Origin of the sequence: Halostagnicola sp. A-GB9-2 (assembly GCF_030068615.1) — an archaeon.
In the GTDB taxonomy this organism is placed as follows: domain Archaea; phylum Halobacteriota; class Halobacteria; order Halobacteriales; family Natrialbaceae; genus Halostagnicola.
This window is the reverse complement of the sequence record NZ_JASJOC010000013.1, coordinates 59,228-80,876: the sequence shown is the minus strand read 5'-3', so window position 1 is coordinate 80,876 and position 21,649 is coordinate 59,228. Positions and strand designations below refer to the sequence as shown.

19 protein-coding genes and 3 pseudogenes are annotated in these 21,649 nt (G+C 54.8%); 13 read left to right on the top strand and 9 right to left on the bottom strand.

Translation table 11 applies throughout. The annotated features are described in order from the left end of the window. Nucleotides 1-82: 82 nt before the first annotated feature. Nucleotides 83-2,107 carry a heavy metal translocating P-type ATPase gene (locus QNM96_RS20085; protein WP_283838582.1) on the bottom strand — a complete coding sequence of 675 codons (2,025 nt, stop codon included), beginning with the start codon at nt 2,105-2,107 and terminating at the stop codon, nt 83-85. Nucleotides 2,108-2,294: 187 nt separating this feature from the next. Between QNM96_RS20085 and QNM96_RS20080 the strand changes: the two are divergent. Then, nucleotides 2,295-2,643, top strand: a pseudogene (locus tag QNM96_RS20080) (thioredoxin domain-containing protein). Nucleotides 2,644-2,670: 27 nt separating this feature from the next. Here the strand turns inward: QNM96_RS20080 and QNM96_RS20075 are convergent. From QNM96_RS20075 to QNM96_RS20060, 4 genes and pseudogenes are all read right to left on the bottom strand, one after another. After that, a pseudogene (locus QNM96_RS20075) lies at nt 2,671-3,840 on the bottom strand (inorganic phosphate transporter). A 24-nt stretch (nt 3,841-3,864) separates the two neighbouring features. Then, a complete protein-coding gene (locus QNM96_RS20070; protein WP_283838604.1) occupies nt 3,865-4,299 on the bottom strand; it encodes a YeeE/YedE family protein in 435 nt (144 codons plus the stop codon). 23 nt (nt 4,300-4,322) lie between these two features. Then, a complete protein-coding gene (locus QNM96_RS20065; protein ID WP_283838581.1) occupies nt 4,323-4,880 on the bottom strand; it encodes a YeeE/YedE family protein in 558 nt (185 codons plus the stop codon). Between the two features lie 20 nt (nt 4,881-4,900). Then, nucleotides 4,901-6,094 carry an MBL fold metallo-hydrolase gene (locus QNM96_RS20060; RefSeq protein WP_283838580.1) on the bottom strand — a complete coding sequence of 398 codons (1,194 nt, stop codon included), beginning with the start codon at nt 6,092-6,094 and terminating at the stop codon, nt 4,901-4,903. Between the two features lie 244 nt (nt 6,095-6,338). Here QNM96_RS20060 and QNM96_RS20055 point away from each other — a divergent pair, with 244 nt between their 5' ends. The 4 genes from QNM96_RS20055 (at nt 6,339) to QNM96_RS20040 (ending at nt 8,918) form a co-directional block, all read left to right on the top strand. Further along, complete coding sequence (locus tag QNM96_RS20055; protein WP_283838579.1) at nt 6,339-6,584, top strand: sulfurtransferase TusA family protein; 246 nt, start codon at nt 6,339-6,341, stop codon at nt 6,582-6,584. 1 nt (nt 6,585) lies between these two features. Then, nucleotides 6,586-7,194, top strand: coding sequence for a DsrE/DsrF/DrsH-like family protein (locus QNM96_RS20050; RefSeq protein WP_283838578.1), 609 nt, complete (start codon nt 6,586-6,588; stop codon nt 7,192-7,194). Continuing rightward, the gene (locus QNM96_RS20045) at nt 7,194-7,412 is read left to right on the top strand and encodes a HalOD1 output domain-containing protein (protein WP_283838577.1); all 219 of its coding nucleotides are present in this window, start codon (nt 7,194-7,196) and stop codon (nt 7,410-7,412) included. The genes QNM96_RS20050 and QNM96_RS20045 overlap by 1 nt, the downstream gene beginning before the upstream one ends. Before the next feature lie 153 nt (nt 7,413-7,565). Continuing rightward, nucleotides 7,566-8,918, top strand: a complete 1,353-nt coding sequence (locus tag QNM96_RS20040; protein ID WP_283838576.1) for an FAD-dependent oxidoreductase — start codon at nt 7,566-7,568, stop codon at nt 8,916-8,918. An 818-nt stretch (nt 8,919-9,736) separates the two neighbouring features. On the opposite strand, the gene QNM96_RS20035 is transcribed toward QNM96_RS20040, so the two are convergent. Together QNM96_RS20035 and QNM96_RS20030 are read right to left on the bottom strand one after the other, a co-directional pair. Next, on the bottom strand, nt 9,737-10,774 hold the full coding sequence (locus tag QNM96_RS20035; RefSeq protein ID WP_283838575.1) for a PAS domain-containing sensor histidine kinase: 1,038 nt from the start codon (nt 10,772-10,774) through the stop codon (nt 9,737-9,739). Nucleotides 10,775-11,130: 356 nt separating this feature from the next. After that, on the bottom strand, nt 11,131-11,598 hold the full coding sequence (locus tag QNM96_RS20030) for a hypothetical protein (protein WP_283838574.1): 468 nt from the start codon (nt 11,596-11,598) through the stop codon (nt 11,131-11,133). Nucleotides 11,599-11,695: 97 nt separating this feature from the next. Between QNM96_RS20030 and QNM96_RS20025 the strand changes: the two genes are divergently transcribed. From QNM96_RS20025 to QNM96_RS20010, 4 genes are all read left to right on the top strand, one after another. Continuing rightward, nucleotides 11,696-12,586: a ParA family protein gene (locus tag QNM96_RS20025; protein WP_283838573.1), complete on the top strand. Its 891-nt coding sequence runs from the start codon at nt 11,696-11,698 to the stop codon at nt 12,584-12,586. After that, nucleotides 12,583-12,975: a hypothetical protein gene (locus tag QNM96_RS20020; protein ID WP_283838572.1), complete on the top strand. Its 393-nt coding sequence runs from the start codon at nt 12,583-12,585 to the stop codon at nt 12,973-12,975. The genes QNM96_RS20025 and QNM96_RS20020 overlap by 4 nt, the downstream gene beginning before the upstream one ends. Nucleotides 12,976-13,366: 391 nt before the next feature. Next, nucleotides 13,367-13,618 carry a hypothetical protein gene (locus tag QNM96_RS20015; RefSeq protein WP_283838571.1) on the top strand — a complete coding sequence of 84 codons (252 nt, stop codon included), beginning with the start codon at nt 13,367-13,369 and terminating at the stop codon, nt 13,616-13,618. Between the two features lie 883 nt (nt 13,619-14,501). Then, a complete protein-coding gene (locus tag QNM96_RS20010) occupies nt 14,502-15,995 on the top strand; it encodes an orc1/cdc6 family replication initiation protein (protein ID WP_345782554.1) in 1,494 nt (497 codons plus the stop codon). Nucleotides 15,996-16,538: 543 nt separating this feature from the next. On the opposite strand, the pseudogene QNM96_RS20005 reads toward QNM96_RS20010, so the two are convergent. Continuing rightward, nucleotides 16,539-17,282, bottom strand: a pseudogene (locus QNM96_RS20005) (IS6 family transposase). Between the two features lie 91 nt (nt 17,283-17,373). Here QNM96_RS20005 and QNM96_RS20000 point away from each other — a divergent pair. The 4 genes from QNM96_RS20000 (at nt 17,374) to QNM96_RS19985 (ending at nt 20,443) form a co-directional block, all read left to right on the top strand. Beyond that, nucleotides 17,374-17,757: a hypothetical protein gene (locus QNM96_RS20000; protein WP_345782553.1), complete on the top strand. Its 384-nt coding sequence runs from the start codon at nt 17,374-17,376 to the stop codon at nt 17,755-17,757. Between the two features lie 92 nt (nt 17,758-17,849). Then, a complete protein-coding gene (locus tag QNM96_RS19995) occupies nt 17,850-18,131 on the top strand; it encodes a hypothetical protein (RefSeq protein ID WP_345782552.1) in 282 nt (93 codons plus the stop codon). A gap of 199 nt (nt 18,132-18,330) precedes the next feature. After that, nucleotides 18,331-19,464: a DUF4350 domain-containing protein gene (locus QNM96_RS19990; protein WP_283838569.1), complete on the top strand. Its 1,134-nt coding sequence runs from the start codon at nt 18,331-18,333 to the stop codon at nt 19,462-19,464. Then, entirely contained in the window at nt 19,430-20,443 is a 1,014-nt protein-coding gene (locus QNM96_RS19985) for a MoxR family ATPase (RefSeq protein ID WP_283838568.1), read from the top strand. Before QNM96_RS19990 ends, QNM96_RS19985 begins: the two co-directional genes overlap by 35 nt. A 29-nt stretch (nt 20,444-20,472) precedes the next feature. On the opposite strand, the gene QNM96_RS19980 is transcribed toward QNM96_RS19985, so the two are convergent. After that, a complete protein-coding gene (locus tag QNM96_RS19980) occupies nt 20,473-21,351 on the bottom strand; it encodes a hypothetical protein (RefSeq protein ID WP_283838567.1) in 879 nt (292 codons plus the stop codon). Between the last annotated feature and the right edge of the window lie 298 nt (nt 21,352-21,649).

Genomic DNA, 21,649 nt, shown 5'->3' with positions numbered 1-21,649 from the left:
GTCCCGTTGTACGGACCACTGCCTTCGGTTGAGAAACACGTTCCAGTCGAATTGGACCGGAAACCCAGCCCATAATTTCGTCTCAGTCACCGAATCGGAGTAGACGTAACCCGATTAGACTGACGAGAACGGTCGATCCCTCGTGGCCGATCACCGCGACCGGCAGCGGAATCCCGGCGGTGAGGATCGCGATCACCATAATAGCGATGGCGCCGAACGCGATAGCGAAGTTGATGTACAGCGTGCGTCGTGTCTCCTTGCTGAGTGCAAACGCGTAGGGGAGCCGATCGAGTTTGTCCGACATGAGGACGATATTGGCCGTCTCGAGCGCTACGTCGGTCCCTGCCCCACCCATGCCGACACTGATGTCGGCCGTCGCGAGCGCGGGCGCGTCATTGACGCCGTCGCCGACCATTGCGACAGCCTCGTGGCGCTCCTGTAGTTCCTCGATGTGGTCGACTTTCTCCTCGGGGAGTAACTCCGCGTACACCTCGTCGATGCCAAGTTCCTCGCCAATGTACTGGGCGACCCGCTCGTTGTCGCCCGTCAGCATGACAATCTGTTCGACGCCGCGCTCGCGGAGTTTTGAGATCATCTCGGCCGCGTCGGGGCGGATCGTGTCGGTGAAGGCCAGCCAGCCGAGGACGCGCAGGTCATCGGCAGTTTCGCTCACGACGAGGACGCTCGTCTTCCCGTTGCCCTCGAGGTTGCGAACCGCGTCAAGTCCTGTCTCGCGGCCGTTGATCGGCTGATCGTCGAGGACAGTCTCGACGTACCGCGGGTTTCCGATGTGAATCGTCTGGCCGTCGACGGTCGCGTGGACGCCCTTGCCGACGACCGCCTCGAAGTCGTCCGCGTCGGGCACCTCGAGCCCCTGCTCTTCGGCAGCCTCGACGGTCGCCTCGGCGAGGTGGTGTTCCGACCGGGCCTGAACGGCCGCTGCGATTGAGAGCAGTCGATCATCGGCTAGCGAGTTGTTCTCGAGGGCACTGTCTGCAAGCAGGTTGCTACTGACCGCACCGCCGTCGGTGGACAGGGCGTCCTCACGAGCGCGGACGTCGGTCAACCGCGTGTTGCCTTCCGTCAGCGTCCCCGTCTTGTCGAACGCGATTGCGTCGACGTTCCCTGCCGTCTCAATGTGTTCGCCACCTTTGAACAGGACCCCTTGTCGGCCGCCGGTTGAGATTGCCGAGAGGACGGCCGCCGGCGTCGAGATGATGACCGCACAGGGAGAAGCGGCAACCATGAGCGTCATCGCGCGGTAGAACGTCGGCTCGAACGAGTGATCCAGCAGCCAGAGCGGGAGCGCGATCGCGATGGCGGTCATCGCGAAGACGGCCAATACGTAGGGCTGCTCGAAGCGGTCGATAAGCTGCTGGGTCGGTGCTCGTTTCTCCTGTGCCTCCTCGACCATGGTGATGAGCCGAGAGATCGCCGACTCCGTAGCCTCTCGAGTGACTCGTACCTCGAGGCTGCCCGTCTCGTTGATTGTCCCGCTGAAGACCTCGTCGCCGGGTTCTTTCGTCACGGGAACCGACTCACCGGTGAGCGACGACTGGTCGACCGTACTCTCGCCGGACTCAACGACACCGTCGAGCGGTAGTCGTTCGCCAGGGCGAACGACGAACACGTCGCCGACCTCGACGTCCTCGATCGGCGTCGTCGCTTCCGACCCATCGCGAAGAATCTGCGCCGACTCCGGACGCATGCCGACCAGCGATTTGATCGCCGTTCGCGAGCGGCCGATCGCGTACTCCTCGAGGACGCCCGACAGCGAAAACAGGAACAGCAACATCGCCCCCTCGAACGGCGCGCCAATGTAGAGCGCACCGAGTGCGGCGATGATCATCAGCAGATCGATCTCCACTGCCGGTTCCCGAAGGGCTTTGATGCTCTCTTTGAGCCCATACCAGCCACCGAACACGTACGCAGCTCCGTACGCGCCCCAGACGAACCACGGTGGCGCACCGAACCAGCTCCCGAGGAGTCCACCGACCATCCCGAGAAACGTGAGGATAACAAAGACCGCTTGCCGCCGAGTATCCAGCCGTTCCGTCGGCGCCGGCTGGTCGACGGTGGCCGAAGCGGAATTCGAAGATGACCTCATACGAATCGTTGTACCCTGCCGTGAATAAGCGTTCAGGTCACTTGATGCGTGCGGGAATCAGCATCTCGAACAGTGCGCTGTGAAAGGAGCAGGTCTCGGAGCAACTCCCTCATCGGCATCAACTGTTGATCATACAGTATTGTTCTCTACGTACAATTCATTCCCCCAGAGTGCGTACGCGGACGCGATGACCGATTCACTGGAGGACGAACGAGCACGGTAAAGAATCCCTCGGAACCGATCGTGATCGAGGGAGCAACCCACCTCGATGAGGTCGTCGACGAGCACGACATCGTCCTCGTCGACTGTTACGCCGACTGGTGTGGGGCCTGTCAGATGCTCGAGCCGACGATCGAGACGCTGGCTGTCGAAACCGATGCCGGTGTCGCGAAAGTGAACGTTGACGCCCACCAGCAACTCGCCCAGCAGCTGGTGTCCCGACACTCGTACTCTATGCCGACGGTGACCCGGTCGAGCGACTGATCGGTGCTCAGGACCGATCGACCCTGAAGGGACTAATCGAACAGCACAGCTAGACGCGTTTTTCGTTAGCAAAGGCGAAATTAGAGACTGATCACAGCCATCGCGCCGTAACCGAGCCCGAACGCGAGGACAAATGATCCGATCCAGGCCAGTACGGTAATCCCGAGTTTTTGAGGGCTGATACCACCGGTCCCGCCGACAGCGATTCCGGCTCCGATGACAGCGCTGACGATTATTTCGTTGAACGAGATTGGAACGCCGAGCAGGACCGCCGTCTGGACGATGAGAAACGACGGGACTAGCGTCGCAATCGAGCGACGCGGTCCCAGCGAGGCGTACTCCTGTGAGACCGCTTTGATCATCCGTGGTGCACCGGTCCAGGAACCGACGAGGATCCCGAGCCCGCCACCGAGCAACACTGCGATCGGTGAAACGATCGAAACGTCGTCGATCAGCGGGAATAGTGGTCCGACGGCGAGACCGACCTGACTTGTACCTGCGGAGAACGCGACGAGTCCGCCGAGAACGAGCAGGAATCGACGCAGCCCGCCCGTCTCGTCCTGTCTGACGTCCCAGTGAACGAGAAGTGCCGCGACCGTCCCGACACCGAACGAAACGACGACCACGCCGATGCCGCCGAGCTGGAGAATCGTAGCGCCGGCTGACGCAAGTGTCCCGCCATCGCTTTTGAGAAGGACGAACTCGAGGTTTGCGACAACTATTCCGACGAGACCGGCCAGCAGCGCAACGCTGATCCGTTCGGGAACGCCTGGCCTGGGAAGCACGCTGGCGATAGCGTACGCGAGTCCGCCCCCGACAAACGGTATCAGGACCCACATCGCGCCGATTTCGGCGTACTTCCCCCAGGCTGGCTCGCCGCCAAGCGCGAACCCGGCGCCAATCACAGCGCCAGTGACCGTAAGTGCCGTCGCGATTGGATAGCCAGTGGAGATACCGATCGCCATCAACCCCGCTCCGATCAAGAGGACGACAATGACGCTCGTAACTGGCAACGAGAGACCAACGACGAGGTCGCCGCCGACGGATTCGGAAACGCTCGCCCCCTGGGTCACTGCACCGGCGAAACCGAGGATACCGACGAGAAACGCGGCTTTCATCGTCCCGATCGCGTTGGCACCGACTGCGGGAGCAAACGGGATCGCGCCGCTCGAGCCGGCACCGATGACCTAGGCCATGAATAGACTCGAGAGCGCGGCGAGGACAAACAGGAGTATCGTTGCGAGTTCCATTGATGCTCGAGACGTGGAACAGCGTCAGTCAGCGCCTGTGGCCGACGTCTCCGACGCGGTACGGTGGCTGCGCCAGTAGCCTTGGATATAGGCGCCGACGAACATGCCGGCCAGTGCCCAGAGGATCGTGACGTTACCGACGCCGAGGCTGGCGTAGGCCGCGCCGGGACAGATCCCCGACAGGCCCCAGCCGACGCCGAAGATCGCGCCGCCGATCAGGACGTTGCGGTCGAACGATTTCAGCCGTCGGCCGTAGGTGTCGCCCGTCAACGGTGCGCGGTCGAATAGTCGGGGCACCAGCGCGAAGGCGATGCCGGAGACGACCGCCGCGCCGCCCATGACGAACAGCAGCCCGAAATCCTCGAACTGCAAGAAGTTTAGGACGACTTCCGGGCGGGCCATGTGACTGAAGCCGAGCCCGAAGCCGAAGATCAGGCCGCCGACGAAGATCAACGGCATGAACAGCGGGTGTCTTTTCGACATTATGGGCTCACCCCCAGTGCCATCACGACCTGGGCAGTCCCGATAGCCACGATCAGGAACGTAATCACGCCGACGATTGACGTCTTCGAGGCCGAGCCGACGCCACAGACGCCGTGGCCCGACGTACACCCCTTCCCGATTCGGGTACCGATCCCGACCAGTATCCCGCCGAGGAACAGCCGCCACGGCTGGACCTCGGTGAGCCAGAGCGTGATCCCGCCGACCTCGTACAACTCGCCGGTTGTCCCGGGCTCGTAAAGGCCACTCGAGACCAATCCCGACTGGAAGGTCAGGGCGTAGACGGCTGCGCCCGCGATGATCCCAAGCGTGAAAATGACCCGCCAATCACGCGAACTGACGTACTGCTGGAACCGCGGCTGGTCCGAAACGTACGACAGCGTCGACTCGAGAAACGTGCTCGCGCCGGCCGGAATGCCGGTGCCAAGGTAAATAACGACGGCACCAAGACCGACGAGTAGTCCCCCAACGGCGTACCGGCTGATGCCAACAGGGAACAGCGTTTCGTACAGCGCGGGTGCGAAGAGTTCAGTTACCATTCGACGTGGTGTGGGTTGAGTTAGTCACCTGCCAGCGACTCCTGGCTGGCGGCGCAGTTGTTCGGACCGAGCTCGAGTTCGAATGCCCCCTCGTCGTCGACCTCCTGTTGGCCGAGGTTCGTCGGGATTATGTCCTCGTAGTTGGCTGGACGGGGCGGCATGTCCGAGAGGATCAGTTCCGCGAACTCGTCTTCCTCTATCGTGAGGGCGTCCATCTCGTCCTCGAGCTGGCCGATCAGTGCAGTGTAGGTGCCGTCCTCGGCGGGTTCGGCGGCGTCGCTGAAGTGAGCGCCGCCGATCAGCGTCTGGTCGGGCAGGGTCAGCACGCGCTCCTGGAGTGACTCGTAGAGCTGCGAGGCCGCCTCGGGCGCGCCGTCATCACCCTCTTCGAGGTCGGGGCGGGCGACGCTCTCGACGAAGAGGCCGTCACCCGTCGCAAGCAACTCGTCGTCGATCAGATACGAGGTCATCCCGGAGGTGTGGCCGGGCGTGTAGATCGTCTCCATCGTTGCGTCACCGATCTGGAACTCGTCGCCGTCCTCGGCAAGGACCATCTCGTTGGCGTAGGTGACGCCGCGGTCGACGGATGCTTCGGGGATGACGCCCTTGACGCCCTCTTCAACGAGGGTGCGGACGCCCGAAATGTGATCCGCGTGGATGTGCGTGTCGATGGCGTATTTCAGGTCGACGCCCAGTTCTGCGGCGTCCTCGAAATAGCGGTCTGTGAACGCACGCAGCGGGTCGATCACGGCCGCCTCGTTGCCATCGACGACGAAGTAGCCGAGACAACCGCTCGAGGGGCGCTGGTACTGGTAGAGCGCTCCGGTGCCGTCGTAGCGTTCGACCTCGACGCGCTCGTAGATGCGGGCCCAGCCGTTCATCCCCTCCTCGAGGTGATTCACATTGTAGCCGCGTTCTTTGAGCGAGCCAGCGACGAACTCGCTGGCACCGCCTTTCGCACAGAGAACCGTAACTTCCCTATCGTCCGGGATCTGTGCAAGAACGTCCTCATCGATATCCTCGTCGAGGAACTCGAAGTACGGAACGTTGATCGAGTCGACGTTCTCGCCGTCGATGCGCCACTCCTCGTAATCCGACTCCATCCGCGCGTCGAGCAGTGTGACGTTCTCTCCTCCGTCGATACGTCCTTTCAACTCGGCTGGCGTCACCGATTCGATCTCGACGTCCGCCGTTGGAAAGTCCATGTCGTTCATGTTGTACACTGCTCAGTACCGGCCACGATCCCTTAAGCGTTTGCATAGTTGTCCCCAAATTCCACAATATAGCGTGCAAAGTGAATCAGATAATAACCCTATGAACGCGCTTTCGGAGCTCTACGGGCATATATGCGCTGGCCCTGCAAACAGGGGTGTTCGTATACAGTGCAATAATCGATATGCTTTTATGGCAGTGGTTGATATTGTATGGTAGCTCCAATACAGAGCACAGAGATCGACTATGAGTTCAAAATACGAGACCACGGAGACGCTCGACGTGAAAGGACAGTCCTGCCCGATGCCTATCGTCAAGACCAAGCAGGCGATCGACGACCTCGACGCCGGGGACGTGCTGGAAGTCGTGGCGACTGATTCAGGCAGCATGAGCGACATTCAGGGTTGGGCGGATGGTACCGGCGGGGTTGAGCTCCTCGACCAGGTCGAGGACGGCGACCTCTACACCCACTACGTCAAGAAAACGGAGTAACATGAGCACGGACAACCAATCGACGACGGATGCCGACGCAGATCCCAACTCCGATCCCGAAGCGGAGTTCGACGCCGCCGAGATGCAAGAATTGCGTGAGCGCGTCGAGGACCTTGAGGAGTCGATGGTCGACGCAGACACCAGCGACAATCAGAAGAAGATGACCATCGTCGCCACACAGGGTAGCTTCGATATGGCGTACCCGCCGCTGATCCTCGGGAGTACAGCCGCCGCCTTCGGCTGGGACGTCGTCATCTTCCACACGTTCTGGGGACTCGACATTCTCCACGAGGAGAAGTCAAAGAATCTCAAGCTTTCCGCTGTCGGCAACCCGAACATGCCGGTCCCGAACGCCGTCGCCGCAATCCCCGGCATGGACCGGATGGCTACGCGCATGATGGAGAAGAAAATCGACGAGAACGGGACTGCCACTATCGAAGAGTTGATCGAACTCTCGCTCGATCAAGGCGTCGACCTGCAGGCCTGCCAGATGACGATCGAGTTGATGGACTACGACGAAGACGACTTCTACGACGGCGTCACCACGGGTGTCGGCGCGGCGACTGCACTCCAGCATATGGCCGAGTCCGACATCCAGTTGCTCGTCTGATGACGAGAACCGAACAGCGCGATGGACCGGCGGAGCGACCGAGCCTGCGCGTCGTTGAACGGGTCGCCGAAGCGGATGGCGTTGATCCGGTCGATCTGGAACCGCCGCTTCACGGCATCGTCGACACGGGTGCGCTCGAGCGGCTGTTCAAGTCGACCCGCCAGGACGGCCCAACCCACCTGCCAGCGTCTAGTTTCGCTACCGGGAGCGCGACGTGACGGTCCACGCAGACGGTCGCGTCGTTCTTAAGTAACGGTCCAGCGAGTTTTCTGACCCCGCCGATCACGGGTGTAGCGGGATGGCCGTCGTTTGTTACTACAATATTGTGAACTCTGCGTAATACTTTAGGCGGTCGCAAGCTATCCTCTCCCATGACAGCACCGTTCATCATCGTTGGCGGAGACGCGGCCGGAATGAGCGCCGCGAGCAAGGCAAAGCGCGAGGACCCGGACCGAGACGTGATCGTCTTCGAGAAGGGAGAGTGGGTCTCATATGCGGCCTGCGGGATGCCCTACTACGTGAAGGGCACCGTCGAGGACCTTGAGGATCTCGTCGCCGTGACGCCCGAGGAGTTCCGCGAGGAGCGCGACATCGACCTCCGAACGGGCCACGAGGTCGTCGCAATCGATCCCCAGGTGAAGACCGTCACCGTCGAGGCGAACGGCGAACGATTCGATCACCCCTACGGCGATCTTCTGATCGCGACCGGCGCTCGTGCGATCGAACCGCCGTTCGACGGGATCGACCTCGAGGGCGTGTTCACCCTCCGTAGCATGGACGAGGCGGACGCGATCGAGGATTACGTGACCGCGGTCGATCCGGAGACGGCAGCGATCGTCGGCGGCGGCTACGTTGGCGTCGAGATGGCCGAGGCGCTCGTCGAACGCGGCGTCGACGTTTCCATCTTCGAGATGCTCCCGCACGTCCTCCAACCGTTCGGCGAGGAGACGGCCCGCGTCGTCGAGGACCACCTCCGCGAGCAGGGCGTCGACCTCCGCCTCGAGACGGCCGTCGAGGGGTTCGCCGGCGGCGACGCGGTCGAGTCGGTCGAACTCGCGGACGAGGGGGTGGTTCCGGCGGATCTCGTCATCGTCGGTGTCGGCGTCACGCCGAACGTCGAACTCGCGGAAGAAGCCGGGGTCGAGCTCGGTCCGACGGGTGCGATCGCGACCGACGAGTACGGCCGCACCAACGTCGAGGACGTCTACGCCGCTGGCGACTGCGCCGAAGCGACGAACGCCGTGACCGGCGAACCCGATCACGCCCCGCTGGCGTTAATCGCGAACCGGGCCGGCCGAGCGATCGGTTCGACGGTCTCCGACGACCCGACACCGACCGGTGAAACGGCCGGCACCGCGATCGTCAAGGCGTTCGACCTCGGTGTGGCACGCACCGGGGTGATCGATCCGGAGCGCGCCCGTGAGGCTGGATTCGACCCGGTTCACGTGACGATCGAAGCGCCGACGCGGCCCCACTACTATCCCGATGCGACCGACCTCACCGTGACGCTGGTCGCCGATCGGGAAAGCGAGCGCGTGCTGGGTGCGAGCCTCGTCGGCCACGAGGGTACAAAGCGAATCGACACGGTTGTGACCGCCGTGACCACCGGACTAACCGTCTCCGAACTCCAGAATCTTGATCTTGCGTACGCGCCCCCGTTCAGTCCTGTCTGGGACCCGATTCTCACCGCCGCAAAGGTACTCGTAGGGAAACTTGATCCGTAAGCCGATTCAGCACATAGGTCAGGCTGATTCACCGATTTGGTACGACTTGGTGACCGTAGCTAGCGATTGGTCAAGTTGAGTGCATTACCGGCATCATCACTATAATCAGTGGACGAACTGGCCAACATTCGTAGGTTGATGGTCTGTCCGTCCCGAAGTCTTTCAGGTGTGCTGGGTGATTTGCAAGGCGATCTGCGGACTCACACTGATAAGACACTTTGTACTATATGGTTCTCGCTCAATTTGTACGTGTAGTGACCGGTGTTTTACTCCAATAGCGTTCTAAATGGAGATGTCAATAGGTTCAACCGCTGTTCCCACATAATTTGTATGCATTCTAGTGGTTTGTAGATATTCACATCCCGAAATTGAGATCGTCAGACCACCTTGTTCAGTATAGCGAGATAGAGTATACAGTGTCGGTCGTGGCTGACTAGTGATCAAGAGAGAATTGCAAGTTCAGATCAGTCCGCTCGGACGAGACTACAGCTATGAGGGCCTATGGATGAGGTCGACACTCGCACAATTGCAGAACTTACCTCAGGAACTACCATGGCACCATCGTCGGGGAAAACTACCAATGCACTATCGTTCGGAAAATGTAATTTAGTCACAATAGCTACCTTAGTCATACGAGGTAGCTTACCTACCTGCAGTAGGTACCTATTCTCAGAATCAGGCGAATGTCAATTACGGATATGTAAAGATAAGAGATATCATAGACGTATTCTCACAGTGTTAATTCCACAGACTCTCACGGAGAGTAATCAATGCGGTAAGTAAGGCTGTAGGACGAGTTATTCACCGTTGAGGGAGAACTATCCGGGTTGAGTAAGTTCAACGTGAAATTCTGTCCCTGTTGGGTCATTTTCCGTGACCGTAATATCCCCATCATACTGTTCAAGTAGGGTTTTTACAAGATAGAGTCCAAGACCGGTTCCTGAACTGTTTATCCCTTTCTGTCCTTCTTTGAAAAGTGAATCTCTCACTTCGGTGGAGATTCCTGGGCCGTTATCCGCGATGTGAACGGTCACGTTCTCGTCCCGTTGCTCGACACGGATCTCAACGACAGGCTCATCCTTCTCGTTGTGCTGTACAGCATTATTCAAGAGATTACAGAATACAGAAGAAAGCATCTCGTTGGCTCTCACTTCGACATCCGGAATTTCGCCAACGACCGTGAACTGCGCCTGTGGGAAAAATTCGCGTCGCAGTTCAACCTCTTGTTTGAGGATGGCACGGAGTGAAACCGGTTTGATTTCCATCTCCGCACGATTTGCGATGGCCTTGGCGTAATCCCGGGCAATCTCGGTGAGTTCCACGATGTGATCTGCAGCCGACATCATCTTTTCTAATATGGCTTCACCGTCGTCATCGACGTACGCTTCAAGTAATTCGCCCCACCCGAGGAGAATACTTAAATCGTTACGGATGTCGTGGCGGAGAACGCGGTTGAGTGCTTCAAACTCTTGCTCACGGTGCTTTTGACTTGTAATATCCGTACAGATACCGGCAATTCTCTGCAGAGTGCCATCACTATCTCGTATCGGAATCTGTCTTGTATGAACCCACCGTACTGTCCCATCTGGATGAACAGCTCGAGTCTCGTATGATTCCTCAGAGATTTGCTGAGGAGCTGCTTCCATATGTGACACAACTGTTTTAACGTCTTCCGAGTGGATTTGATCAAGTAGGTTGGACGGGTCATTCCGTATGGTTTCGGCGGAGATACCCCAAATATCCTCGGCACCAGCACTGACGTGGTCAAACTCTCCCAGATCAGAAACGATCCAGATTGCTATGCCATCAAGATAGTCAACGAGCGACTGAAAATCCGGCTCCGCTGACTTGCTCATGAATTGAATGGAATTACACATAATACCATTAAAAAGCCTTTGGCGAAGAGGTTGTGGATGTCAACAAACTATATAGGTACAGTACTAGACGATTCGTGAATGCCCTGTACTACTCGAAAGAGGTAAACATCGATGTCACTGCTACACTTGAGGCAGTAGATAGATCTGATCATCTGAATAGTACAGAGGATCGCGATCGTGATCCACAATCGAGATCCTCAATCTGAACATTACTAGAGTGAGGATAGGTCCCGAAGTTACAATAGCTACCTTAGCCAAGACAGCTATCGAACACATGCAAGCTAAGGTGCAATAGGTAGGATAGCTACCTATTTCTTCTGAGTTGCCTGTTTGACCTATTTCCCTATTGGACCCATATAGATCCCCAACTGAAGAAGATTTGGAAGAAGAAGTGGCGTGTGACCGCAGTATTCGGACGAACGGCCGGGACACGTGGAGAAAAGCGATCCAGAGACCAGGGTATTAAACTCGAATAGAAATTTCGGATGAGCATGTGTTGAAAGTTTTCGTATATCGACCCCATTTGCCACAATAGGTACATCAGTTACAATAGGCACACAGTCCCAATCCCCCATAACAGAGACGATAGATAGAATATCCTCAATAGACACAACATTACCTACACCTTTAGCAGGTTCAATAGATCCAGTAGGTCCAACAGAACCAACAGGCTCAATAGTACCAACAGACCCAATAGCCCCAGTAGCTCCAATAGCTCCGATAGGTAAGCCACCTTCAATACAAAAGCTTCCTAAGCTACCTATTGTACCATTAGTAGCTATTCTCGATAGTTTTAAGCCCATCAACTGTCATGACTCTCTCGTCCAGCAATGAAATCTCCCAACCCTACAATAGGTACAATAGTGACCTATTATGGATGAGGAGTGCACGGATGTAAACATGGAAATAGAGAGAGACACGCCACAGGCAGTGAGTGTAGTAATATTGAAAGGAGGAGTTGGGAAGTCAACAACGTCCATGAATCTTGCACGACAACTTGCAGAGCATGGCCGGACACTATTTGCTGATCTTGACCCGAACGGACACGCAACCAATGGATTGGGATTTAGAGAGGCATATCAAAGCGACACCAATCTTGGAAATGTGATCCTCGAAGGTAATGCAACTCCATCCGACATAATTCAATCAACAGATCATCAATTCGATTTACTTCCATCATCAAATACCCTCGAAGACGTCGAAAAGGATCTCGCAGGAGCAATGCAGGGGTCGGCTCGAGTCAAGTCGAAAATAGTCGATCCACTTCTCGGAGACGAATACGACTACGTGGTATTTGACTGTCCAGCATACCCGGGCATGCTTAACAACAATGCGCTCGTCGCCTCGGGAAACGTCATGATACCGATCGAACCTGGGTCGAGCGCAATCGGCGGGTACAAAAGAACGATGGAGCGACTCATCGAACCCGCACGCGAGTACATCGACGTTGACGTACTCGCCGTAATTCCAAACAAACTCTCGGACCGAATCGACCAACAAACGGAGGATCGTGAGCTCCTCGAGAATTTGAATACGGCGAGTTACGAAGTCAACGAGGGGCAACCGCTCCAAGAGGCAGTCCCATCCTTTGCTCGGATTACAGCCGATGAGTTCGAGCAAATCGATGCCGGTGAAATGCAAACTCCAAAGCCCGGGATTCGACACCGATCTGCATTATCCCGTTCACTACAGGAAGATCAACCACTGCAAGATTACGATCCGGACAGCGACCAGATACCGTACTATCAGGAACTCGCCAAAATAGTCGCAAACGGAGGGCAAGTGAAATGAGTAATCCGTTTGACGATCTCGAGAGCAACGAAACTGAAGATACCGAAAACAAGAGTGAGCCCAACTCAAGTTCCAACACTGCCACAACGACGCAAACTGAACCAGCACAAACCGAGTCTGTACAAGAGACAACCACAAAATCAGAGCCCCCGGAAGAGTCGGGCCCGGGCTTCGAGTACAGCGAAGTTCGCCAGAAGCCACTGTATGCCCGCGACAAAACCTGGGATGAACTCGAGGACAAACTCGGTATCAGGGTGACGCCAGAACTTCGCCGGATGGAAATCCGAGACGAGGAGACTCGAGAAGTCCATGACGCATTGCTAAAGGTAGCGCTCGATCACATTGATGAAGTCCCGGAGCAAATCTTAGCGACTCGCGAAGAATCGTAATACACTACGGTACGTTTTATATAACCACATATATGAGAGAATAAACTCCATAAGTATCACATTTGAGGTGTTTTAGAGAACGTCCTCGAGGTCACCAGAGACACACCTCTATCGATGTGTTTCATTCAGGGATATTCTTCGCCATCATTGTCAATTACACCCAAATACACGGATGCTCAATAACCAATTCTATCAGGACGTATCAAAGTGTAAATTACCGACATATATTCAACCCATTCTTCGGTTACCATCAGTGAATGAGAAAGAGGAGAGAGCTTAACAACTAATGATTTCACAAATATCCTCGAGGGTACCGGGGACACACCTCTATCGATGTGTTTCCGATCAGCGATTGGAGGCTGAGTTGGCGCGATACCACGGTGTTCACACCATGGATACGCGGGTCGTCCGAAAATCGATGTTTTTCGCGACTGAGCGAAGCGAAGCGGGGGCACAGCTCCCGCAAGGTCAGCAGGACTTCGTCACGCCAGACTTCGCGATGTCCGCGAAACCAAAGGTTCCGCTTGATCACGGCGATGAAGCTTCTCGGACGACAGTATCCGAAAGAGCAGGCGGTGAACACCACATCCTCGAGGGGTGTGTCAACGTCCGACTGCTCATACTGCCGGCTGTAACTCCGTGAATATTCTCGCACCACCGGGGCAACGGGAATTGTGAATGACGTACAGCCGGCAGTATCAAAGCACGCAAAACGATACCCTCGAGTCTGTCGACGCCTGCCGGAGTCCCTGTGACAAAAACAACACCGGGAATCCCTACACGGTCGAAGAGAGGGGGAACGACGGTTTCGCACTGCTAGCGATCCACCAGTCCGATGTTGTGGGACTGTTCCCAGAACGTAGGTAATTCATTGGAGCGGAAGAGGATATCAAGATGAACCAAGAACATACCGTCAAACTGTGTGAGATATTGACGAAGCCAGAGACACACCCCTCTATCGATGTGTTCGCGGCCTCGAGAAAGGGGTGGGGTGTTTGCCGACGGGAGCGAGTAAAATACTATTGTAGATGCTCAGAGACAGTAATTAACGCCAAGACATCCTAAGAGGTTGTATCAGGCAGTCTTATTCTCTCTTTCTTCTTCTAGCTTTCTAGAACAACACTCACACACACCTCTATCGAAGTGTTCGATGTGTTCGTGATATATCTCTACATAACTCTACAATCCTAACTGAGTGGATATAAAATACACTCTAATACCGGTGGATTATGGGTTCTCCAATCGATACAGGGGAAATCGTTCCAAGTGGCGTTGAAAAAACGGTCCCTCCCGCTCGATTTAGCCCCCATGGAATTCTAGAGAGATACACATCGATAGAGGGGTGTCTCTCCCCTACTACTCTCTCGTATCGATCCGTCTTGGCAGACACATCGTTAACAGCGTGTGTATGGTATATATCCCAGTTTTAAAACTCCTGTATCTGGTGAAACGACGCACTCAAACACCGAATCACACATCGATAGAGGTTGGCAACACTTTTGACCCTTGACGAACTGTACCATAGCATGGTCACTGACGACTCTGAGAGCTCTCGAGAGAAAGAGGAGCTTTCAGAATACACGGAGACGACGCAATCTGATTTTCTCTCAGATACTACTACGGAAGAACAGGAGGATGATGCCCCTTTTGGGAACTCCACTAACTTGTCTGACCAGAAAGGAACCGATTCCACCCCATCATCTACGAGCGGTGAGACGGACGCCGATCCGAAATCGATCGAAGATATGTTACTCGAGTTTGATGAACAAGCGGGACTCATCCGCGACCGGTCACTCCTCGATCCGAACCACGTCGTCTCCGAAGATCGAATTGTTGGTCGTGATCACCAACTTCAGGAAGTAACCAAGATGCTCCGTGTCGCTCTTGGCGATAATCGTCCCCCAAACCTCTTTCTCTACGGCCCGTCGGGGACCGGAAAATCCCTCATCACGAAGGCTGTCTGTGAGAACATTGGCCAAATCTGTAAAAAGCGAGATCTTCGATTTGGGACAATCGAGGTTAATTGCCAAGACCTAGATACGCTTGGGGTCGCTATTTACGAACTCGCATGTGAGGCAGCGGAGGAAGCTGATACCGAGGTAACAGTCCCGAAACATGGTGTTGCGACGAAAGAAAAGTGGGATGAGCTGTATCGTATCGTCAACGAAAACTTCGATTCCGCCGTATTCGTTCTCGACGAACTCGACATGCTTGTCGGTCGGAGGGATAAACAAGAGCCAGCCTTCTCCCGGCTCCTCTACCAACTCTCTCGAGCCGGAGCAAACAATGACCTCACCGCTCATATTTCCGTTGTTGCCATTTCCAACGACACGAAAATGATGGAGTCTGTCGGAAGTCGCGCCCTGAGTTCGTTTACTCCGGAAGACGTCCACTTTGATGATTACGATGCGAATCAGCTCCAGTCGATCCTCCACCACCGACAGGATGCGTTCTTCGAGGACGTCGTCGATGACGACGTTATTCCACTAGTCGCAGCATTCGCGGCACAGACACATGGCGATGCACGGAAAGCGATCGATCTGATACGAGTTGCCGGCGAGCTAGCGGAACGAGAGAGTGACGATCGCGTTCGCGAGGACCACGTTCGCGAAGCACAGGACAAAGTCGAGAAGAACCGAGTTCTCGAGGTCGTCCGGGGTATTAGTACGCAAAAGAAGCTTTGCCTGTACGCAACTGCGGCCGTTGCGGCCGAGGCGGATGATGAAACAGCTCGAAGCACCACCGGATACCGCGTGTATCAGTTCCTTACGGAATCGATCGGTGCTGATCAGTACCACCAGGAGACCTATGTCAATAAGATGAAAGAGATGACGACGTACTCGCTCGTCGATTTCGAGCGCCGAAGTCACGGGCCAAGCTCTGGAATGTTCCTCGAGTTTCAGTTCGCGGAACGTCCTGAAACGATCCTCGAGACGCTCCAGGAAGACTCGAGGATCGATATGGTTTCCCACGAAGAGGTAGAAAGTGTTGTCAAGGCTCAAGTACGGAACAATTCGTAAGGTCTGAGTTCGAGAAGCTAATTTCACTTGGTGATAGTAGAGGCAAATATCAATCACACACCTCTATCGATGTGTTTCTTCGAAACCGTTCCCAACCAAATACATAGAAACTTCACATCGTTCATGGAATTTGCCCCTCGGAATCTCGACCGCCGCGAGGATATCGCGGTTTGCAGTCAACGAGCGGTTCTCGCGGGGCGAAACGTCCATTCTACGGTAACACAGATCTCTCGTCAGCTTTGCCAATCCACTGTTACTCCTATCCTCGGAGGCAGGGAGACACATCGACTGCTATACCCCGAATTCGACACGGAGAAGGGCGATTTCTAGGATAATGAACTCCAATCTGCATTAGGCTGACGAGTTCGGACGACTAAGCGGCTCACAGTTTGTGGCTAATCTCGAGGCGGCTAGCGCGGATCACCTGTTACAGTCCACTGAAGCGGATGCTAAGGTGTTGACGGCTGTGGACATCGCTTCGTGAATGCTTCCAAGAACCGCGTCCACTTTTAGCACCCCGTCAGCTGGCGTTCGTCCACCGAGCTATTGATTCGGTCTCTGATGGTTGTAGTAATGTACGAACTGTTCAATCCATTTGCGTGCGCTCGCCCGACTTCCCACCCACGAGTTGTGGAAACGGTCAACTCGCATTTGAGAGTGTGAAACCACTTTTTGATCAGATTTCGGTCGGTATAGTCAACCCGATCGTTCAATCCTAATCGAGCAAGGGCAGTCCGGTAGCCAAACTGATCGACGAGAAACACCGATTCAGAAAGATCGTGTTTTTCACGGATTCCATACAAGAACGCAGCCGCTAGATCAGTGTCGTGGCGTCCGAACAACTGGACGTCGAGAATTAACTTTGTGTCGAGGTCTATTGCATCGAATAACCAAGACCACTCACCGTTAATTTTGACAGCAGTCTCGTCAACCGCGACCCGCGTCGGCTTCGCCGTCCTCAGGACGCGATGCGTTCTGATGTCGAGGCGAATCGAAGATTCGCCGACCGTTGGAGAGCTTTGCTCTCCAAGAGGCCGCACGAGAACTTTGTTTTCGTGGACGACGGAGCGTCAGAAACGCTGTCAGCCAGCCGATGTACCCAGTTTCAAACTGCTCCATGAGAGCGTTCAACGCCTAATTCGGTGAGAATCGTTGTTGTCTCCCGAAGCAAACATCCAGTTGCGTGGAGCCGGACGGCGAACGCCCTGACGCAATCGCTGTCCGATCGTTCTCACAAGTTTCTTCTAAATCCGCGTCGTACCTCTCGCTGAGCAGGTTTGCGAGCATGAGTCCAAATTAACTCAACGACTTGCTCGTTCCTCAAACTGGCTCAACTAGACAGAGCCCTCGACTGAGTTCTGCCGGCCACCCGACACTGATGTCTGCGGTTCGAGTTATCGACATCCAGACCGGTGATGATATCCAGCCCGTCGAAGAAGGAGAAATCCCCGCCACTGCACCATACGCGATGCAGCGGTATCACGACCGTCCCGAGGTGACGGAAGCAAGTCTCTCGGACGGGTGGATCCATGTCGGGGACATCGGGCGAATAGATGAGGACGGATACGTATATTTGCTTGGCCGGAAAAGCAACGTGATCATCACTGGTGGCATGAACGTCTATTCGACCGAAGTTGAGGAAGTCCTTGACAAACACTCAGATATTAAAGAAGTCGCTGTAATGACATTGTTTAGACATGCGGCCGTTTCCGGCTGTATTCAACAGGGGGTACAGACCTCTCAAGTCTCTCGAACCACTTGACCCCGAGGCAGTTAACTGACACTGCTCAATCTTTGTGTGTTCGGCTGTGAGTCGTATCATTTACGGTGCTTGCCAACTGTTTACTCGAGTAGATGGCGACACGCCGACGTATGCGATTCGTATATGGACAAATCGCTTGGATGGTTGCGACGATTCTTGTCCTTACACTGCTCGGATCGCTATCCTATGAGTTGTTCTTTGTTCTCACACTAATCGGGTTTCTCATCTTGACAGAGCTAACGGCACCGGTCACTGTCACTCCAAAATGGCGACGTCGTCTGATGTGGGTAATCGTTATCGGACTAATCGGATTTGGAATCATCGTTGTTCGTCGAATACTCGAGATTTTACCTCCGGAGGTGTTTGCATGGTAAACTACCCCGCCCTACCCGTGACTTCAGGCAGTAGACTCGATCGTTCTGTGACAATCGACTATACGCGGACGCAGACGAGCGCACGCGATTCACTTCCGCCCACGGTGGGGCGAGAAACTCGCACTGTTCTTTCTTTGGAGGGGAGCCATAATCAAATATGCCAATCTAGTACGATTTTCTCGCTTTCGGGAGGGGATCCGTGAACCTATTCGGGCTGTTCCAGTCTCCAACTGGAATCAAATGGCCGATTGTCCTCCTTACCGTTCTTCTGGTAACGGTCGTCGCCGGCTTTGGAATTGCTGGCAGTACGTCTACTGCGGCGTTTGACCCGACCAATCCATCATGGGATGGAACGGGGGAATTTGATGATGATATTGAAAACAACCCGGAAATCGAACGGGAGCTCGTCCGTGACACGACCCAATACGACGATATTGAACCCGATAACACTGTTGCGTTCATCGTTTCTCCTGATGAGGAGTATGATGACGGGGATGCAGAACGGGTCCGTCAATTTCTTGAGCGGGGCGGCTCAGTAGTAATTCTCGACAATTTCGGCTCGAGCGGGAATGAGTTGCTGGAATCGGTTGGTGCTGAAGCGCGAACGAATGGGCAGTTGGTGCTTGATGTAGAATCGTATAACAACGGTCCAGCAATGCCCGTAGCAACAGGTGTCGAGACCCATTCTCGGACGGACGGTGTTGACGAGTTAGCCCTCAATCATGCGACGGCGGTCGAACCAGGAAACGCAACTGTGCTTATCGAGACGAGCAATTTCGCATACTTAGGGACGAGTCCTGACGATGAACTCGAAGCTGATTCCGACCTTCGAAGTTATCCAGTTGCGACAGTTGAATCCGTTGAAGAGGGTGAAGTAATACTAGTCGGCGATCCCAGCATCACGATCAACTCGATGTATGAGGAGTCTGATAACAGTGCATTTCTCGCTCAACAATATACAGACCGAGAACACGTGCTCATGGATATCTCCCATACTAACGAACTCCCTCCCCTCACTAATGCACTACTTACGATTCGATCGATGCCAGTTCTTCAGGGACTGATCGGAGGGAGTATGATAGCTGCCATTGCACTCGTTTTGCGTCGAGAGGGCACTCCCCTGTTTACGGTGGGTCGATTGTCGCAATTGTCGGGACCAGACGAGATCGATCGCTCGGAGACTCTCTCTTCTGAGTCTCGTGTTGCTTATCTTCGACGTGAACATCCCGAATGGGATGAAGATCGAATACAACGTGTGATACGAGCCCTTAACAAGAACGACTCGAAAGAGAGAATCAATGAGCGAGACGGATGGGACAAATCGAAGCGATAGCAATCCTGAAGCGATCTACGACAAAGTACGTGCTGAAACTGAGCAGGTCCTCGTTGGAAATGATACAGCAATCGAACAACTTACAATTGCACTGTTGACTCGAGGACATCTCCTCCTTGAAGGAGTCCCAGGAGTTGGGAAGACAACCATTGCGAATCTCTTTGCACACGCAACTAATCTTGAGTACAAACGAATCCAGATGACGCCCGACGTTCTCCCCGCTGACATTACAGGAACACATGTCTACCGGGAAAATCTTGGGGAGTTCGAACTCCAACGTGGTCCGATCTTTGCAAATCTCGTTGTCGCAGACGAGATTAATCGTGCTACACCGAAAACCCAGAGTGCGCTTCTCGAGTCAATGCAAGAACGGCAGGTTACAATTGAAGGTGACACTCTTTCACTTCCAGAGCCGTTCATGGTTGTTGCAACGCAGAACCCAGTCGAGATGGAAGGTGTGTTCGAACTTCCAGAAGCTCAGCGAGATCGCTTCCAGTTGAAGATCACTATTGATCTCCCTGATCGCACTAGTGAAGAAGAATTACTGGAGCGCTTTGATGAGAACCCGGAACTCGGACCGCAGAACATCACACAGGCAGTCACAACAAGCGAGATCCTCGAGGCTCGGTCTCAGGCGATGGATGTCTATGTTGCTGACTCTGTCAAAGGGTATGTTCTTGATCTCGTCGAAGCAACGCGTGAGCATTCACAGGTCGTCCATGGTGCATCTCCTCGAGCAAGCCTTGCGTTTCTCGACGGAGCGAAAGCACGAGCAGCGATACACGGACGCAATTATGCGATTCCCGATGACGTGAAGGTACTTTCAGAATCAATCCTCGCTCACCGTCTTGTACTGGGTACTGATGCCGAACTCAACGATATCAAGCCGGAAACTGTGGTTGGGAATATTGTTTCAGATGTTGAGGTTCCAGATGTCGATAGTACTGAGGGTGGGCCAATCGACTCACAAACAATCTGACCTTGTCTATATACTAGAACGAACCCTGATCACTCTTGATTGTTATCGAATCGACACGTCACCAACCAATCCGATCGTTGGTCACCGGTATCCACAGTAACTGTTACCGGTTGTTCGAGTCCAATAGCAAGCCCGACTGCAAGAAATGAGCTAATCGGATGGTCGAAGCGATCAACGGCACCGTATGCGCTGTCCGAGATCGCGACTGTGATCCGGCCGTCCGCAGTATCGATGTCCTGCTCTGCATGTCCAGCTAGTTCGAATACTTCCACAAGTCCGTCACACAATTGGGAACAGAGAACAGCGGGGGTCTCGTCAAAATTCCCTGATAGGGATCGTTCAAACTCCTCAAACAGTCCTGCTCCAGTTGTTTCGACGAGGAGACCTCGTTTACCCGATTCGAGGATAAATGGACCAGAACCCTCACTGGGAGTTGTATAGGCTGCATCGAGGGGGACAAACAACTGTGCTGATTTGCCACGTTCATTCGGCACATAGACTGACTCTCCTTGCAGTCCGAGTTCTTCAGCAATAGCCGACTCGCGACGGGCACAAGCAGTATATACATGTTCGCCAACACTCGCGGCAACAAATTGACCTGGAGTGAGAAAGTGGGTTAGGATTCCTGCGAAGATGCCAGTTGCCCCAATAGCAATGAAAACCTCCCTGACGTCGGGAAATAGTCCCCCACCGATGAACGCGAGCACCCCTACTCCGATCAGTCCAATTGAAGTCTTTCGATACTGCGATTGGTGAGAACGCGCATATTCGTTTCGAAGTCGCTTGTTTTCTGCTTGGAGAACTTCAAGCTGGGCTTCGAGCTCGAGTTGATCGGTGGTTTCTTGGGTTGTTTCCGCTGTCTGATGGTCAGGCGTCTGTTCGGACAGTGTGGTATTCTGATTACTCATGAGTCGATTGGGTTGCTGTTTCGGTTGTTTCTACTCGTTTATCATCGCTCTCTACTGAGACGAGTCCAAGAGTGATGAGCCCGTGTCGGTGGATAGTGTAGAGACAGAGAGAAATTATACCCGTACATAGCACCGTTGCGAGCCAGAGCGAATAGCGATGAATAATGAACCAACTCAGTCCTAGTAAAAGGAGTGTACAAAGAATACTATTTAGTATGGGTAGGACACGGAATCGAGCCCGTACCAATGGTCCAATAAGTACTGCAAGAAAGGCAAGCTCGACTAAGACAAAGGTACT

Excerpts from the sequence above, each read along its gene's own strand:
- QNM96_RS20050 (WP_283838578.1), top strand. The coding sequence starts at position 6,586 with ATGAGCACGGACAACCAATCGACGACGGATGCCGACGCAGATCCCAAC.
- QNM96_RS20015 (WP_283838571.1), top strand. The coding sequence starts at position 13,367 with ATGGATACGCGGGTCGTCCGAAAATCGATGTTTTTCGCGACTGAGCGA.
- QNM96_RS20030 (WP_283838574.1), bottom strand. The coding sequence starts at position 11,598 with ATGGGCTTAAAACTATCGAGAATAGCTACTAATGGTACAATAGGTAGC.
- QNM96_RS20045 (WP_283838577.1), top strand. The coding sequence starts at position 7,194 with ATGACGAGAACCGAACAGCGCGATGGACCGGCGGAGCGACCGAGCCTG.
- QNM96_RS20085 (WP_283838582.1), bottom strand. The coding sequence starts at position 2,107 with ATGAGGTCATCTTCGAATTCCGCTTCGGCCACCGTCGACCAGCCGGCG.
- QNM96_RS19995 (WP_345782552.1), top strand. The coding sequence starts at position 17,850 with ATGGCGACACGCCGACGTATGCGATTCGTATATGGACAAATCGCTTGG.
- QNM96_RS20010 (WP_345782554.1), top strand. The coding sequence starts at position 14,502 with ATGGTCACTGACGACTCTGAGAGCTCTCGAGAGAAAGAGGAGCTTTCA.
- QNM96_RS20020 (WP_283838572.1), top strand. The coding sequence starts at position 12,583 with ATGAGTAATCCGTTTGACGATCTCGAGAGCAACGAAACTGAAGATACC.
- QNM96_RS19980 (WP_283838567.1), bottom strand. The coding sequence starts at position 21,351 with ATGAGTAATCAGAATACCACACTGTCCGAACAGACGCCTGACCATCAG.
- QNM96_RS20055 (WP_283838579.1), top strand. The coding sequence starts at position 6,339 with ATGAGTTCAAAATACGAGACCACGGAGACGCTCGACGTGAAAGGACAG.
- QNM96_RS20070 (WP_283838604.1), bottom strand. The coding sequence starts at position 4,299 with ATGCCGTTGATCTTCGTCGGCGGCCTGATCTTCGGCTTCGGGCTCGGC.
- QNM96_RS20025 (WP_283838573.1), top strand. The coding sequence starts at position 11,696 with ATGGAAATAGAGAGAGACACGCCACAGGCAGTGAGTGTAGTAATATTG.
- QNM96_RS20035 (WP_283838575.1), bottom strand. The coding sequence starts at position 10,774 with ATGAGCAAGTCAGCGGAGCCGGATTTTCAGTCGCTCGTTGACTATCTT.
- QNM96_RS20000 (WP_345782553.1), top strand. The coding sequence starts at position 17,374 with ATGTCTGCGGTTCGAGTTATCGACATCCAGACCGGTGATGATATCCAG.
- QNM96_RS20040 (WP_283838576.1), top strand. The coding sequence starts at position 7,566 with ATGACAGCACCGTTCATCATCGTTGGCGGAGACGCGGCCGGAATGAGC.
- QNM96_RS19985 (WP_283838568.1), top strand. The coding sequence starts at position 19,430 with ATGAGCGAGACGGATGGGACAAATCGAAGCGATAGCAATCCTGAAGCG.
- QNM96_RS20065 (WP_283838581.1), bottom strand. The coding sequence starts at position 4,880 with ATGGTAACTGAACTCTTCGCACCCGCGCTGTACGAAACGCTGTTCCCT.
- QNM96_RS20060 (WP_283838580.1), bottom strand. The coding sequence starts at position 6,094 with ATGAACGACATGGACTTTCCAACGGCGGACGTCGAGATCGAATCGGTG.